12 protein-coding genes are annotated in these 12503 nt (G+C 35.9%); 9 read left to right on the forward strand and 3 right to left on the reverse strand.

From position 1 onward, the window contains the following. Positions 1–156 precede the first annotated feature (156 nt). Positions 157–1335, reverse strand: a complete 1179-nt coding sequence (locus tag U9M49_RS14690) for an MFS transporter (RefSeq protein WP_095370078.1) — start codon at positions 1333–1335, stop codon at positions 157–159. A gap of 159 nt (positions 1336–1494) precedes the next feature. Here U9M49_RS14690 and cax point away from each other — a divergent pair, with 159 nt between their 5' ends. Continuing rightward, positions 1495–2553, forward strand: a complete 1059-nt coding sequence (gene cax, locus U9M49_RS14695) for a calcium/proton exchanger (RefSeq protein WP_095370077.1) — start codon at positions 1495–1497, stop codon at positions 2551–2553. A 346-nt stretch (positions 2554–2899) separates the two neighbouring features. After that, positions 2900–3709, forward strand: coding sequence for a YfkD famly protein (locus tag U9M49_RS14700; protein ID WP_307319345.1), 810 nt, complete (start codon positions 2900–2902; stop codon positions 3707–3709). A gap of 35 nt (positions 3710–3744) precedes the next feature. On the opposite strand, the gene yfkAB is transcribed toward U9M49_RS14700, so the two are convergent. Further along, a complete protein-coding gene (gene yfkAB, locus U9M49_RS14705; protein ID WP_307319343.1) occupies positions 3745–4872 on the reverse strand; it encodes a radical SAM/CxCxxxxC motif protein YfkAB in 1128 nt (375 codons plus the stop codon). 143 nt (positions 4873–5015) lie between these two features. On the opposite strand from yfkAB, the gene U9M49_RS14710 reads away from it, so the two are divergent. From U9M49_RS14710 to rlmD, 6 genes are all read left to right on the forward strand, one after another. Further along, positions 5016–5198, forward strand: coding sequence for an SE1561 family protein (locus U9M49_RS14710; RefSeq protein WP_095370074.1), 183 nt, complete (start codon positions 5016–5018; stop codon positions 5196–5198). A 167-nt stretch (positions 5199–5365) separates the two neighbouring features. Next, positions 5366–6916, forward strand: coding sequence for a fumarate hydratase (locus tag U9M49_RS14715; protein ID WP_322910042.1), 1551 nt, complete (start codon positions 5366–5368; stop codon positions 6914–6916). 126 nt (positions 6917–7042) lie between these two features. Then, a complete protein-coding gene (pdaA, locus tag U9M49_RS14720) occupies positions 7043–7837 on the forward strand; it encodes a delta-lactam-biosynthetic de-N-acetylase (RefSeq protein ID WP_095370072.1) in 795 nt (264 codons plus the stop codon). A 135-nt stretch (positions 7838–7972) separates the two neighbouring features. Continuing rightward, the gene (locus U9M49_RS14725) at positions 7973–8239 is read left to right on the forward strand and encodes a hypothetical protein (protein WP_322910043.1); all 267 of its coding nucleotides are present in this window, start codon (positions 7973–7975) and stop codon (positions 8237–8239) included. Positions 8240–8367: 128 nt separating this feature from the next. Then, on the forward strand, positions 8368–9231 hold the full coding sequence (locus U9M49_RS14730; protein WP_307318059.1) for a DNA-3-methyladenine glycosylase family protein: 864 nt from the start codon (positions 8368–8370) through the stop codon (positions 9229–9231). A 17-nt stretch (positions 9232–9248) separates the two neighbouring features. Further along, on the forward strand, positions 9249–10646 hold the full coding sequence (gene rlmD / locus U9M49_RS14735) for a 23S rRNA (uracil(1939)-C(5))-methyltransferase RlmD (RefSeq protein WP_095370070.1): 1398 nt from the start codon (positions 9249–9251) through the stop codon (positions 10644–10646). A 186-nt stretch (positions 10647–10832) separates the two neighbouring features. Here rlmD and U9M49_RS14740 read toward each other — a convergent pair whose 3' ends face one another. Beyond that, positions 10833–11078, reverse strand: a complete 246-nt coding sequence (locus U9M49_RS14740; protein ID WP_322910044.1) for a hypothetical protein — start codon at positions 11076–11078, stop codon at positions 10833–10835. A 156-nt stretch (positions 11079–11234) separates the two neighbouring features. On the opposite strand from U9M49_RS14740, the gene U9M49_RS14745 reads away from it, so the two are divergent. Next, on the forward strand, positions 11235–12320 hold the full coding sequence (locus U9M49_RS14745; protein ID WP_322910045.1) for a CotH kinase family protein: 1086 nt from the start codon (positions 11235–11237) through the stop codon (positions 12318–12320). Positions 12321–12503 lie beyond the last annotated feature (183 nt).

Here is a 12503-nt window from a genome sequence, read left to right on the forward strand (position 1 = left end):
ATCAACATCATTACCCTTAAAAACGACGAAAGCTGCCACCATATAGGTGACAGCAGAAAAAGTGCCGAATTGATAATATTTAATTGCTTTAATTTTACATTATATTGTAACTTTTGAAAAGGGTTATTCTCTATATTAGACGTTTTTTAACATAATTTAACTGTGAAACAATTGCTTGCTCATCTTATGGCGACCAAAATAAGCGATAATCGTAAAATTGATGAGCATCATCCCACTAATAACGGCGAAAAAGCTTAGTGATTGTATATATTGAATAAATAAACCGCCTGCGTAGGGTCCAATAAGACTGCCTAAGCTAAAGGCAACACCACAAAGAAGATTTCCGGTAGGTAAAAGCTGAGTGGGAGTTAAATCTGTCATATAACTAATTCCCAATGAAAAAGTACTTCCTACAGCCATCCCTGCTAAAAACAGTAGCAACATTAGAATGTTGACATTCTGTTCAAATATCGCAGCAGAAGAGAAAAGAATAAAGCCACAGAATAAAATAATCATTAAAATATTTCTTCGTCCATAGCGGTCACTTAACATCCCTAAAGGCAACTGAAAAATAATCGCTCCGACAGCAAATGAGGTAAGTAATAACGAAACTGATGAGACTTCTATTCCCATGCGCACAGCATAAACAGGGAAGCTCCCATTTATTGACGATTCTAAGAATCCGTAACTAAATGGTGGGATAAAGGCAATCCAAGCATAAGTAGATACATCGTAAAAACGATGGAAAGTCCCTTTTAGTGATTGAACAGCGATTGTATGCTGTGGTTGCTCATTATCAAGAAAGAACACAAACCCCCATGCAATAAAACAAAAGAGGGAAGAAATAATAAATGGAAGAGATTCACTTATATGAACTAATGGTGTCATTAGTGGTCCAACAGCAAACCCAATCCCAAAGAATAATCCGTAGATGGAAATATTTCTCCCTCGATTGCGTTCAGGAGAAAATGACGTTATCCATGTTTGTGTTGAAAAATGGAGGGCGTGGTCGCCGATTCCAATCAATAACCTTAAAATAAACCAAAACCAAAAACTCTTCCATAGTGGAAATAATAAGAGGGAAGTAGCTACTAGAAGTCCCCCGATAATAATGACTGGTTTATATCCATATTTTCTTAGGGGATATTCCATGAAAGGTGAAATAAGTAATATACCAATATATAAACCTGCTGCATTTAAGCCATTTAAACTTGAAGATACACCATCACCTTCAAAAATAATAGCGATGAGCGGTAATAGCATTCCTTGACTAAAACCTGATATCGCAACAATGAATACTAAAATCCAAAACCTTACTCTTAGTTTTTTGTCCATAAAATAACCTCAATAAATGAAAATAATAAATCTTCTACCACAATAGATATTATATGTGAAAGATAAAATTGACAAGAGAATAATCATAATCTTTTCATAACAATCCTTAAAAATGTTTATCTTAAGAAAAGTAAAGCGATTTTTTTTGAGGAGGATGGGATGAATAAAGTATTTGCTATACTCGTATTTATTGGCGTACCGTTATCCGTAATAGGAAGTCTTCTACATTGGTCAAGTACATTGATGTTCATTATTTATTGTGTTGCTATCATTGCCTTAGCTAGTTTTATGGGACGATCGACAGAAAGTTTGAGTATTATTGCTGGTCCTAGAATAGGTGGATTGTTAAATGCGACATTCGGCAATGCGGTTGAATTAATTATTGCGATTTTTGCATTAAAAGAGGGATTAATTGGTGTTGTTTTAGCATCATTAACAGGAAGTGTATTAGGTAACTTATTATTAGTAGCCGGTCTTTCCTTTTTTATTGGAGGTATAAAGTTTAAAAGGCAAAGCTTTAATATCCATGATGCACGCCATAATGCGGGCTTACTCATCTTTGCAGTCATTGTGGCTTTCGTTATTCCTGAAATATTTTCAATGTCAATGAATGAAGAAAAGACGATGATCTTTAGTATTGGAATTAGCATCATCCTGATGGCTTTATACTTAGCCGCATTATTCTTTAAATTAGTTACACATAGAGGTGTGTATAATAAAGGAGATGAAGACGGAAAGAAGAAAGTGGAGGAAGTACCAGAATGGAGCAAAGGAAAATCCATTTTAGTATTAGCTCTTGCTACATTAGCTGTAGCCTATATTTCTGAAAATCTTGTTCACACCTTTGAGGAAGTAGGGAAGACATTTGGTTGGTCGGAATTGTTTATCGGCGTCATTATCGTTGCAATTGTAGGGAATGCCGCAGAACATGCTTCCGCTATTATTATGGCTGCGAAAAATAAAATGGATATTGCCGTAGAGATTGCCGTTGGTTCTACTTTACAAGTAGCTATGTTTGTCGCGCCCATACTTGTCCTTATCTCGTTACTTTTCCCTGTAGCGATGCCGCTCGTATTTACAGTACCAGAATTAATCACGATGGTATCAGCTGTTTTTCTAATGGTGGTTATCTCCAACGATGGTGAGTCTAATTGGTTTGAGGGTGGCACCCTTCTAGCAGCTTATTTCATCATCGGTATAGGATTTTATTTACTATAATAAAAAAACGACTCCTAGGTTAGCCGGGAGTCGTTTTGAAATATTTCGAATAAAAAGGAAGCGCTTGCAATTTTATTTTTAACTCATTAAGTATTTAATCGAGGACTGCTAGTGTGCATTCGCTTGAATTCATTAACCACTCCTTTATGGTGTTTGTTCATAAATAAAGCGAATCGTAATGAAGCTGCCCTCCTTTCGAGTGAGTGTATAAATAGTATAAAATATATAAAGACTTTTGTAAATATTCAAAACATTACAAAAATGTTACTTTTTTATTTTCCTTTATGGATAATATTCACATCATACGAAAAAACTAATGCATATAAGTTTGAAAGGAGTAAGAGAAATGAAGAAATGGCTATATGCTTTAGTATTGATGACCATTGGGGTGACATCCTTTCAATCAGCGATATCTGCTGAAGGAAAAATAGAAACAAAGGGGGAGACGATAGAGATACCAAGTTCTGTTCTAAATGTAGAAAAGGACAATACGTATCCAAACCCTGCTCAAGATTTACCAACATTACAGCCGAGTGAATTAACACAAGAATTAATGGAGACATCAAGAGTAAAAATAGATAACCCTGAATTAATACGTATGTTAAATGAAACAACAGTAAATAGTACACCTTTTGCCATCGGATACCGTGCGATTGTTTATTTAGGTCAATGGCCACTCAATTATCAATCACAAGAAACATCACCTAATTGGGAGTTTCAAAAGATCAATACGAACTATTTTGATAATCGCGGGGGAGATGCGGTCTATCAAATGAATTATGTTCAAGAAATGCAAAAGGTAGTGAAAGGTGGACTTACATCTAAGGTTCCACATGCGCAAGATGTTAAAAAGATGATGTTGTTGAAGGCAACAGAAAAAAGTGGATTACCCTTATCCTTTGAAACGGTTGTAGGGGCAGGAACGAAAAAAGATCATAAATATCATGTTGCAATCAACCGTCTGGGCTACCTATATGCATACGCACCTGCTATTAATGAAAAAGGGAAAGTTACTTATGGTGAAGTTTATATAATGTTGAAAGGAAGCAAAAAAACCTTAGTAGTGAAAAATATCACTTCTCAAGGAATTGGCGCATGGATTCCAATACAGGATCATGTCTCATTTGGCTTTATTGTTTCGGAACGACCACGTTAAATAGAAAAGTGCGCCATTTATATTGGCGCACTTTTCTATTTTTTAACTGAGATATTTGCTTTTTTAGTTTGGAAGTCTATTTCAGGGTAATAACTGTCTTTTACTAACACATTTGGCCCTAAACATCTTGCTTCACTACAATGGCAATTTAAAGACTTAGCAAGCTTTGTTTCCATCCACTTATCGAAAACAGATGGCAGTCCATCTGTCTGTATATTCCCTAAAGGAGGTGTATCACCAAAGTCCGTTACAATTACATCACCTGTAAAAATATTTACATTTAGTCTTGAACGACCATCAGGATCATTTCTGACAGTGACATTCTGTTCATTATGAAGACGTTGTAATAAAGCTAAGTCTTCTTCATTATTGCTGCATGGATAAAACGGCAATGTTCCAAACAACATCCAAGTATCTTTGTCTCGAATATCCAGGAGGTGATGGATTGCTTGGCGCATTTCTTTTAATGATAAAGTTTCGAGAGTAGATGCAAAATCTGAAGGGTACATTGGATGAACTTCATGACGTTGACAATGCATTTCTTCGGTTATTTGCTTATGGATTTTCTCTAAATAGGGTAATGTTCTTTTATTTAACATTGTTTCAGCAGAGACCATTACACCAGCTTGTACGAGTTCTTTACTATTCTCGATCATACGATCAAAGAGTACCTGTCTTTGCTTTATGGATGGTTTTCTTTCCATCATAGCAAAACCACCCTCAATAAATTCTTCTTCGGTACCCCAGTTATGAGAAATATGTAAAACATCTAAATAAGGGATAATGCTATCATATTTACCTCTATCTAATGTGAGGTTAGAATTAATTTGTGTTCGAATACCTCGTTCGTGAGCATACTTAAAAAGAGGAATCACATAGTTATTAACTGATTTCTTCGATAGCATCGGTTCGCCTCCCGTTATAGAGAGTGAACGCAATTGTGGGATTTCCTCTAAACGTTTGATTAATAAATCAACAGGAAGTCCATCAGGATCTTTTGGCTGCAGAGTATACCCAACAGCACAATGCTCACAACGCATATTGCATAAAACCGTAGTTGTAAATTCAATATTGGATAAGGTTAATTTTCCATAATCATCGATATCCATATAAGCTTCCCAAGGGTCATAACTTGGTGAAATTGGTAACGTTTGAGATATCATTTAAAAAACTCCTTTAAGTAAATCTGTAGTCATTATTCATCTAACGTAAGCTTCTGTCAACCTTTAATGAAAAATAAACCTTTATTGCAGCTCTATTGCATTTCATGTAGGATTAAAGTTGTGTAGAGAAAGGAGCGAATACTGTGGGCAATTCAATTACTGATAAAGACAATCAAGTAGCTTTCTTAAAGCAACGTCTTCATATGTTTATGGACGTATTAGATGCGATAGAACCTGAAAACACGGAGTTAGAGGATGTTGATCGTCTCATCGAAATGATCGATGATCTTGAATCTAAAGTAAGGGAATTTAATCATAGAGATTAAAAAGAAGTGGTGAAACCCTATGAAAAAAATTGGGTTTCACCATTTTTTTGTTTCTACAGTTGGTCTTTTCTTGACTAAAGAATGAGTATATAATGGTATACGATAATGATTCTAATTTTTCGCAAAAGAAATTGATCGGTCGCAAAGGGAAAGGGGAACTTTGAGAAATGAATATGGAGCAATTCCAAAAAAGTATGTACGACTTAATTGTAGAAACTTCGACGAATTTACCAAAGGATGTTCGTCGGGCAATTAAGGCAGCAAAAGAAAGAGAAAGTGCTGGTACGAGATCAGCGATGAGTCTGGCAACAATTACAAATAATATCTCTATGGCAGATGATAACGTATCGCCAATCTGTCAAGATACAGGATTACCGACATTTAAAATCAAAACACCAGTTGGCGTTAATCAACTAAAGATTAAAGAAGCAATTAAGAATGCTATTGCAGAAGCAACAAATGATAGTAAATTGAGACCTAACTCTGTTGATTCCTTAACAGGTGCTAATAGTGGAGATAATTTAGGTGGTGGCACACCAGTTATTAAATTTGATCAGTGGGAAGAAGAATATATAGACGTTCGCTTAATTCTAAAAGGCGGCGGTTGTGAAAATAAAAATATACAATATAGTTTGCCTGCAGAACTAGATGGTTTAGGAAGAGCTGGACGCGATTTAGATGGTATACGTAAATGTATAATGCATTCGGTTTATCAAGCACAAGGACAGGGATGTAGTGCAGGGTTTATAGGTGTAGGGATTGGCGGAGATCGTTCATCTGGTTATGATTTAGCAAAGGAACAACTGTTCCGTTCTGTAGATGATGTAAATCCAAATGAAGATTTACGAAAACTGGAGGAATATGTTCTTAAAAATGCAAACGAGCTTGGAATTGGGACAATGGGATTCGGAGGAGAAACGACTTTATTAGGATGTAAAGTTGGTGTGATGAATCGTATTCCTGCTAGCTTTTTCGTATCTGTAGCCTATAATTGCTGGGCATATCGTAGACTTGGGGTAAAAGTAAATCCTGACACAGGTGAAATTAATGAATGGCACTATCAAGATGGTGAAAAAATTAATTTTGCTGACGAAGCAGCGCAAGAAACAGCTGCAACAGCAGAAGCTGAACAAGAAACAAAAGTTGTTACGCTTCAAGCTCCAATAACAGAGGAACAAATCCGTAAACTTAAAGTTGGCGATGTTGTTCAAATCAATGGTCGGATGTATACAGGTCGTGATGCGATCCATCATCATTTAATGGAGAACGATGCCCCTGTAGATTTAAATGGACAAGTAATATATCATTGTGGACCAGTAATGATGAAAGATGATCAAGAAAAATGGCATGTAAAAGCAGCAGGTCCAACTACAAGTATTCGTGAAGAACCATATCAAGGAGATATTATGAAGAAATTCGGTATTCGCGCCGTGATTGGAAAAGGCGGTATGGGACCGAAAACATTAAAAGCGCTAGAAGATCATGGTGGAGTATACTTAAATGCAATTGGTGGAGCAGCGCAATATTATGCTGATTGTATTAAAGAAGTAGAAGGCGTTGATTTAATGAACTTCGGTATTCCAGAAGCCATGTGGCACCTACGTGTAGAAGGATTCACAGCAGTGGTTACAATGGATTCTCACGGAAATAGTCTTCATAGAGATGTAGACAAATCCTCGTTAGAGAAGCTAGCGAAATTTAAAGAACGTGTATTTTAATTTGTTTTTGAGACACCAACATATAGTGGTGTCTCTTTTTTTATGTGAATAATTATTTTGGAAACTTTTAGCGCTCGTAATTTATTGTTGCTAGCAAAGAATAAGAAAAAAAGAAGGAGAAGCGCTATGAAAAAATTGATGATATTAGTAAGTAGCTTTCTGTTTATCTGTTCAATCCCTGTCTCAGCAAGTGAATTCAGCCATGCTCCTATCCATTGGGGAATTAAAAAAGCACAGAATGAATCACCGGCGGAAGCGGGAAAAATGCTTGATAATCTTCTAACAAAGCATCAATCTGTTTATAAGGGAGATCCGACTAAAAAAGAAATTTATCTTACTTTTGATAATGGGTATGAAAATGGGTATACGGATAAAATTCTTGATGTGCTTAAAAAAGAAAAAGTACCTGCGACATTCTTTATTACGGGTCATTATATTCATACGGCACCAGATTTAGTAAAAAGGATGGCAAGGGACGGACATATAATCGGCAACCATTCTTGGACTCACCCAGATATGACAAGGATCAGTCGCGATAAATATAAACAAGAATTAGAAAAAGTGAGAGCTGAGACAGAAAAGTTAACAGGTGTTAAACATATGTCCTATTTAAGACCACCTCGTGGTATTTTTAACGAACAAGGATTGGCTTACGCAAATGAATTAGGCTATACCCATATCTTTTGGTCTCTAGCCTTTGTTGATTGGAAAACAGATCAACAAAAAGGCTGGAAATACTCCTATGACAACATTATGAGGCAGATTCATCCAGGAAGCATATTATTATTACACACAGTATCAAAAGATAATGCAGATGCTTTGCAACAAGCAATTGTGGATTTAAAAAAACGAGGATATGAATTCAAATCGTTAGACGATCTCATGTGGAGCCAAGCCTTGGATAGCTCTTACTTATATTAACAGTCACCACCTACAATGAACTTCATTGTAGGTGTTTTGATTTATAAAGAAAGAAAAATGGCAAACAGAGTGCCAACGGGATTAATAAGGGTGAAAAGGGAAACGGTGAGCAAACAACGAGTCTCTGGATAAGCCATGAAAAAGAGGAAAACAAAGCAAATAGAAAGTGCCCTGGATTTAAAAGCCATGAAAAAGGGGAAAACAAAGCAAATAGTGAACTTCTTGAATCTTGAATCTATAAGCCATGAAAAAGAGGGAAACAAAGCAAACAGAAAGCGCTCCGGATCTATGAGCCGTGAAAAAGAGAAAAACAATGCTAATAAAGTTCCATCAAAATTTATAAGCAACATAAATAATAGATGCAGTATTCATCATTTATTAAGAAGTAAAAATCCCCATTAAATCATTGTAAAATTCTTGTTATAATTATAAATAAGAACAGATATTCGTCTTGATAGAAGACAGTTGAAAAAGCTCATAAAAAGATCCTTAGTATAATACGAGAAAAAACAGTGAAGGATGAACGGTGAATGGAGATAATAAAAGAAATAGGTGGACCCTATAATTTTGATGCTGTTTTAAGTCGCTTATCAAGTGACCCGCTTATTTGGGTGAATCGAGACAAGAGAATGTTAAAGGTACCCCTTAAGTTACAAAATGAATCCGTCGTCGTTACAATCACAGGCTTGGGTACAACGAACAAACCTAAATTTCTAATGACAGGATTAAATGAAGTAACAAAAGAAGAAGCGTTGGTTAGATTAACAGATATTTTTCGGTGGAATATTCCCTTAGCAGATGTTCATCAACATTTTTTAAAAACGGATTTGCGCCATGTTTTTCTCGCTCATTATGGAACACCTTTTGTGTTAGATTTTGATTTATTTGGTTCGCTCCTCAAATGTATTGTTCATCAACAATTGAATATGAAATTTGCTTATACGCTTACAATGAGGTTTGTGCATAAGTTTGGTTATGAGAAAGATGGTGCTTGGTTTTATCCTGATCCTGAAACAGTAGCTAATGTAACAATTGAAGATTTAAGGGCATTACAATTCAGTGGTAGGAAAGCAGAGTATGTTATTGGGATTGCTAAAGAGTTATCAGAAAAGCAATTATCTTTATTGCAACTAAAAGAACTGTCAGATCGTGAAATTCATGATAAACTGATTAAATTAAAAGGCGTAGGTCCATGGACAGTGCAGAATTTTTTGATGTTTGGTTTAGGGAGAGATAATCTTTATCCAATGGCAGATATTGGCTTGCAAAATGCGTTAAAAAAGCTTTATCAATTAGAGCAGAAGCCTTCCTACGAACAAATGGAATTATATGCAAAAGACTGGACGCCTTATTTAAGCTATGCCACCTATTATTTATGGCGTAGTATCGAATAACTGTGGAGTGATTATTTTTGAATAAACAAACGAATCGTAAAAAAGAAACTGCCGTTCAGTTAAAACTCAAGCAACGGTTTCCTTTAACAATCAAAAGGTTAGGTATTAACGGAGAGGGTGTCGGATATTTCAAAAAGAAAGTGGTCTTTGTTCCTGGTGCCCTGCCTGATGAAGAGGTTGTGGTAGAAGTCACAAATGTTCAACCGAAATTTTCAGAAGCAAAGATAAAAAAAGTTAGGAAACCTTCTCCCTACCGAGTAGAGGCACCTTGTCCGTTATTTGGTGAGTGTGGCGGATGTCAGTTACAACATCTTCGCTATGATCGCCAGTTAATAGAAAAAAGGGATATGGTTATTCAATCACTTGAGAGACATACCAAAATAGATCCAAGCACCATTCAAATAAAACAAACAATCGGAATGGAGGACCCTTGGAGATACCGGAATAAAAGCCAATTTCAAGTAGGGATGAAGCAAGGTGAAGTGATTGCAGGATTATATAGCATGAATTCACATCAGCTTATTGATATTGATGAATGCATCGTGCAGAAGCCAGAAACAATATCTGTTACAAATACGATGAAGCGTATTCTTCAAGATTTAAACATTAGTGCTTATAATGAACGCACGCGCAAAGGTGATATCCGTACAATTGTGACGAGAGTGGGTGTGAAAACTGGGGAAGTGCAAGTTGTGCTCATTACAAGACAAAAAGAGCTTCCAAAGTCTTCACTAATAGTAGAAGAAGCTACCAAGCGGATTCCGAATTTACGTTCGATTATTCAAAATGTCAATGGCCAAAAAACATCTCTCATTTTTGGGGATGAAACCATACCACTTGCGGGTGAAACGTTTATATATGAAATGCTAGGGGATATCCAATTTGAATTATCTGCACGTACTTTTTTTCAACTCAATCCAGAGCAAACCGTCAAATTGTATAATGAAGTCAAAAAAGCAGCAAATCTAACTGGTAAAGAAACGATTGTTGATGCGTACTGCGGAGTAGGAACAATTGGATTATGGTTGGCAGATCAAGCAAAAGAAATACGTGGAATGGATATTATAAAAGAATCAATCACAGATGCAAAGAGAAATGCAGCTAAACATGGAGTGAAGCATGCTAAATATGTAACGGGTAAGGCTGAAGAATGGTTACCTAAATGGGTGAAAGAAGGCTTTCGTCCAGATGTTATCGTTGTCGATCCCCCAAGAACAGGTTTGGATCAAGCATTATTAAAAACAATCCAACAAGTCAAACCTAAAAAATTGGTTTACGTGTCTTGTAACCCATCTACACTGGCAAAAGACATCGATTTTCTCCACCGTCAATATAAAGTAAAAAGCATACAGCCGGTAGACATGTTTCCCCAAACGGCACACGTGGAATGTGTCGTCTTATTAACCTTGATATAACAGAGTGATTGGCAAGGAATTGATGTGATTAATCGCGTTTTAACTACGTCAGAATGACCACATCAACTTCTTGCTTTTTTAGTGTGTAGCGACCGTATATTAACTTATTACAATTTTAATACTTCATCAAACTGTGCAATTCTTACCTGCATGTCATGAGTAATTATGATTAAACATGTCTAATGGTCATATACGAGAGCCAGAACCAGAGCCAGAACCAGAGCCAGAGCCAGAACCAGAGCCAGAACCAGAGCCAGAACCAGAGCCAGAGCCAGAACCAGAGCCAGAGCCAGAACCAGAGCCAGAACCAGAGCCAGAGCCAGAGCCAGAACGGTTATCATTAGCTTTTGATCCTGGGTTTCTACTTAGGAATTCCTCATTTCCAGCGTCTTTTGCCTCATTTAGAAGCTTTTTTACGTCTTCTTTTCCCATCTATAAAAACCACCTTTCATTATAATCCTTAATATTTAAGGTAGTTTATTTTATGAAAAAATTTTTCATTGGTTCTAAACTTCCAATTAATTAATGATCATTTGCATTATTTTTTTCATATGATAATGGGTAAAGTGAGGGAGGCGAGGATATAAGATGCAGACGAATACTGTACCTACATTAAGTATTTCTATGCAACCAGAACTGATGGAATTTTTAGAAAAAAATATTTGGCATGATGAATTAATTCCTTCTCAATTAGTTATAAACAATCATTCATTTGATATCGGTATTAGTTATAGAGGAAATCATACACGTAAATTAAGAAAAAAATCTTACAAAATTGATTTTGGAACATATAATGAGGAGTTTCTTGGACGTGAAATTCACATTAATGCAGAGTATTGCGATCCTTCTTTCATTCGAAATAAGCTATCTTTTGATTTTTTTAAGAAGATTGGGATCAATTCACCTGATTGCAGGTATGTTTTAATTGAGATAAATGGAAGGTCCTCAGGAATTTACTTACAGCTTGAATCTGTTGATGATTACTTTTTACAAAAAAGACAACTTTCATATGGGCCTATTTATTACGCAACGAATCATCAAACTAATTTTTCTTTGTTAACCACGAAAGGTGAGCCTAAATCTTCATTAATTTCAGGGTATTTGCGTAAAATTGGGAATGTTGAGGACGATTCTGATTTAGAAAAGCTAATAATAAAAGTCAATACGATACCACGTAATGAGTTTGGCAAAGAAATAGTAAAGTACTTGGATGTCAAAAAATATTTAATTTGGCTGTGTGGTGTGATTTGCACACAAAACTACGATGCTTTCATTCAAAATTATGCCCTTTATCGAAATGGAGAATCAGGATTGTATGAGATGATCCCATGGGATTTTGATGCAACATTTGGAAGGGATTGGAATGGAGGGGTTATGAAGTTTAATCGAGTTCCTATCGAAGGTTTTAATACACTCACGGCAAGACTTCTTGATGTAAAGGAATTTCGTGTTCAATACCGCATTCTTCTAGAAGAGATATTAGAGAATTACTTTTCAGTTTCGGAATTTGAACCAAGAATTATCAATCTTCATAAATTATTGCGTCCCTATATAGCATTAGATCCATATAAAAAGGATGCTATCGATTTATTTGATAAAGAACAAGAATTTATCCTGCAATTTATTTTAAATCGCAATCAGTATCTTAGAGATCATCTTAAAGATCTGGAATAAAGGGAAAATATTATTTCATGCCTAGACTCTCAGTATTTTAGATGGGAGTCATATTAGTGTGCAAAGGTAGTTAATAAACAGGGTATGAAAGTTCCCATGGAGTCAAAGTCGAGCATGTCTCGTCGTGTTATGCAGGATTTGAACGCAGCCCTGGACAAATCCTCTGTCTGAGATAAGAGGTAT

The sequence above is a fragment of the Cytobacillus sp. OWB-43 genome, assembly GCF_034651445.1.
Taxonomy (GTDB): domain Bacteria; phylum Bacillota; class Bacilli; order Bacillales; family Cytobacillaceae; genus Cytobacillus; species Cytobacillus kochii.